This is a genomic window from Veillonella sp. DNF00869 (assembly GCF_001553345.1).
GTDB lineage: Bacteria > Bacillota > Negativicutes > Veillonellales > Veillonellaceae > F0422.
In genome coordinates this window covers 1-3,061 of record NZ_KQ960747.1, presented here as the reverse complement: position 1 = coordinate 3,061, position 3,061 = coordinate 1, and the positions used below count along the sequence as shown (strand labels likewise).

At 50.5% G+C, this 3,061-nt stretch carries 1 rRNA gene; it reads right to left on the bottom strand.

Features of this window, described 5'->3' with window-relative positions:
- Positions 1 to 2,925 (bottom strand): 23S ribosomal RNA (locus tag HMPREF3032_RS00020).
- Between the last annotated feature and the right edge of the window lie 136 nt (positions 2,926 to 3,061).

Here is a 3,061-nt window from a genome sequence, read left to right as displayed (position 1 = left end):
AGTAAAGCCCTCGATCTATTAGTACCAGTCAGCTCCATGCCTTGCAGCACTTCCACACCTGGCCTATCAACCATGTCGTCTACATGGGATCTTACTAGCTTATGCTATGAGAAACCTCATCTCAAGGCTGGTTTCACGCTTAGATGCTTTCAGCGTTTATCCGTCCCGAACGTAGCTACCCAACTGTACCCTTGGCAGGATAATTGGTACACCAGCGGTTCGTCCACTCCGGTCCTCTCGTACTAGGAGCAGCCCCCTTCAAGTTTCTTTCGCCCGCGATGGATAGGGACCGAACTGTCTCACGACGTTCTGAACCCAGCTCACGTACCACTTTAATCGGCGAACAGCCGAACCCTTGGGACCTACTTCAGCCCCAGGATGTGATGAGCCGACATCGAGGTGCCAAACCTCCCCGTCGATATGGACTCTTGGGAGAGATTAGCCTGTTATCCCCAGGGTAGCTTTTATCCGTTGAGCGATGGCCCTTCCACTCGGCACCACCGGATCACTAAGCCCGACTTTCGTCCCTGCTCGACTTGTTGGTCTCGCAGTCAAGCTCCCTTCTGCCTTTACACTCTTCGAGCGATTTCCGTCCGCTCTGAGGGAACCTTTGGGCGCCTCCGTTACTCTTTAGGAGGCGACCGCCCCAGTCAAACTGTCCACCTAGGACTGTCCGGAAGGTCGTTACTCTTCCCGTTAGATTTCAATTAATCAAAGGGTGGTATCCCAACAGCGACTCCACTAAGACTAGCGCCCTAGCTTCTACGTCTCCCACCTATCCTGTACATTCATTAACTAAAATCAATCCTAAGTTACAGTAAAGCTCCATGGGGTCTTTCTGTCCAGTCGCGGGTAACCTGCATCTTCACAGGTACTTCAATTTCACCGGGTCCCTCGTTGAGACAGTGCGCAAGTCGTTACACCTTTCGTGCGGGTCGGAACTTACCCGACAAGGAATTTCGCTACCTTAGGACCGTTATAGTTACGGCCGCCGTTTACTGGGGCTTCAATTCAGAGCTTCGGATTACTCCTAACCCCTCCTCTTAACCTTCCAGCACCGGGCAGGTGTCAGCACCTATACGTCAGCTTTCGCTTTAGCAGGCACCTGTGTTTGTGGTAAACAGTCGCTTGCGCCTCTCTTGTGCCACCCATTCATGCTCCAGCCGTTACAAGCTTTCACACTACATGGGTCATCCTTTTCCCGAAGTTACGGATGCATTTTGCCGAGTTCCTTAACGAGGGTTTTCCCGCGCACCTTAGGATTCTCTCCCCGCCTACCTGTGTCGGTTTTGGTACGGGTAGTATGTCTCTACCTAGAAGCTTTTCTCGGCAACTTAGGATCAATTACTTCGCTCTTTTGAGCTCGTCATCACGCCTCAGCTTTTAGAGTAACGGATTTACCTATTACTCAACCTACACGCTTAAACATGCACTTCCAATCGCATGCTAACCTACCTGTTTGCGTCACTCCATCGATCAAACAATTCATACTAGTACAGGAATTTCAACCTGTTGTCCATCGCCTATGCTTTTCCGCCTCGGCTTAGGTCCCGACTTACCCTGAGACGACGATCGTTGCTCAGGAACCCTTAGGCTTTCGGTGGAAAGGATTCTCACCTTTCTTTTCGCTACTCATACCGGCATTCTCACTTCTTACCAGTCCACAGCTCCTTCCGGTACTGCTTCAATCCAATAAGAACGCTCCCCTACCCAATGGTATTACTACCATTGCCACGACTTCGGCTCTGCATTTTAGCCCCGGACATTTTCGGCGCAGAGTCTCTCGACCAGTGAGCTATTACGCACTCTTTAAATGGTGGCTGCTTCTAAGCCAACATCCTGGTTGTTTTGGAAACTCCACATCCTTTGCCACTTAATGCAGCATTGGGGGCCTTAGTCGGTGGTCTGGGCTGTTTCCCTCTTGACTATGGGCCTTATCACTCATAGTCTGACTCCCATGTATAAGTATAGCCATTCGTAGTTTGACTAGGTTCGGTACCCGGTGTGGGCCCTAGCCCGATCAGAGCTCTACCGCCTATACTCTTTACCATGAGGCTAGCCCTAAAGCTATTTCGGGGAGAACCAGCTATCTCCGTGTTCGATTGGCATTTCACCCCTATCCACAACTCATCCCAAAGCTTTTCAACGCTCACGAGTTCGGTCCTCCACACAATTTTACCTGTGCTTCAACCTGGCCATGGATAGATCACTACGGTTTCGGGTCTACTACCACTAACTCCTCGCCCTATTCAGACTCGCTTTCGCTTCGGCTCCACGTTTTCCGCTTAACCTCGCTAGTGACAGTAACTCGCCGGTTCATTCTTCAATAGGCACGCCGTCGACCTGCAATTATACGGTCTTCGACTGTTTGTAGACATACGGTTTCAGGTTCTCTTTCACTCCCCTCCCGGGGTGCTTTTCACCTTTCCCTCACGGTACTATGCGCTATCGGTCCATACTGGTATTTTGCCTTGGAGGGTGGTCCCCCCTGCTTCCCACAAGGTTTCACGTGTCTCGTGGTACTCTGGATACTGCTCCACATATGCAGGATTTCGACTACAGGGCTTTCACCTTCTTCGGCCGACCGTTCCAAGTCGGTTCGTCTATCCCATTTATGCTTGTTAGCAGTCCTCAACCCCGGTCTGGCGAACCAGTCCGGTTTGGGCTCTTCCCCGTTCGCTCGCCGCTACTAAGAGAATCTCGTTTGATTACTTTTCCTCTGGGTACTTAGATGTTTCAGTTCCCCAGGTGCCCTCCTCATACTCTCTGGTATGGGTGACAGAGCTTTACTCTGCCGGGTTCCCCCATTCGGATATCTACGGGTCAATGGTCGCTTGCACCTCTCCGTAGCTTTTCGCAGCTTACCGCGTCCTTCTTCGGCCAGTATAGCCAAGGCATCCACCGTATGCCCTTACTATCTTTACTTGATAGTGACATATGGTTATGTCTTTTGCTTTAGAGTCATCCTTTCGGATGCTCTCACCTTATAAGTTAATTTAGAGAATCTATGTGCTTGGTCTAACCCTTAGAGTCAACTCTAAGAGACCAAATCATAAATAAT